This window comes from Leptolyngbya sp. BC1307, assembly GCF_002286735.1.
Taxonomy (GTDB): Bacteria; Cyanobacteriota; Cyanobacteriia; order Phormidesmidales; family Phormidesmidaceae; genus Phormidesmis.
This window is the reverse complement of the sequence record NZ_NRTA01000162.1, coordinates 1-988: the sequence shown is the minus strand read 5'-3', so window position 1 is coordinate 988 and position 988 is coordinate 1. Positions and strand designations below refer to the sequence as shown.

Sequence of the window (988 nt, the reverse complement as noted above, 5' to 3'; positions counted from 1 at the left end):
CCTTCGATTGAGCAGTATGTTGTCCAAGCTTTCTTTGAAGCCATTGCACCCATTCAATTGGATGCTTTAGATGAGATATTACAACAAAAACAGAAAGAACAACAACAGCTGCAGCAATATCATCAGCAACAAGTACAACGGGCTGAGTACGAGGTTGGACTAGCGCGGCGGCGCTACGACAAAGTAGATCCCGACAATCGATTGGTCGCTCATGAGCTAGAGCGTGACTGGGAAGATAAGTTACGACAACTCCACGTCGTTCGAGAAGTGCTAGAGCGCTTTACGCAGACAGTCCCTGAATCGCCTAACATTACACCATCCTTACGACAGCAGCTATCTCATCTGAATCAGGAACTGCCTAAGTTATGGGCTGATGGTAAGCTGACGCCTGAACAGAAGAAGCAACTGCTGCGCAGTTTAATTGCTAAGGTATTGCTAAAACGCATTGCCCCTGACCAGGTGCAAGTTAAAGTCATTTGGGTGAGCGGTCACTTTTCAGAGGGGATTGTGTGCCCGCCCATTTGGAGGCAGACAGAGACCAGCCATTATGCCGATATGGTAGCGCGCATCAAGCAACTCTGGCAGCAAGGGCAAACAGACGCCCAGATTGCTGATGTTCTCAATCAAGAAGGCTTCCATTCTGCTCGGCAACAGAAGGTAACCGACCATATTGTCCTGAGCATTCGGCACCAGCAGCAGTGGTCTAGTATCTGTCATACCTATCAAGATGTTGAAAAGGTAGATGGACTCTGGACGATTAAAGGTCTCGCTGCACAACTCGGAGTCAAAATACATTGGATTTACAACCGTATTCGCAACGGCTTTCTCACCGAGTTTGATCTGGTTCGGCAACCCCGAGGCTATTACTTAATTCGCGATAATGCGGCATTAATGGAACGCTTACGCCTGGAAGCCAACCGTACGAGTCAGTCACAGAATAAGTTAAAATCGTCTGATTAGGAGGGTATCCTTATGGTCGCGCTAAAAC

The 988-nt window shown here is 47.9% G+C and carries 1 pseudogene; it reads left to right on the top strand.

Annotation, left to right across the window (positions count from 1 at the left end):
- Nucleotides 1-960: pseudogene (locus CKL79_RS23380) on the top strand (site-specific recombinase, DNA invertase Pin); the annotation flags it as partial.
- Nucleotides 961-988 lie beyond the last annotated feature (28 nt).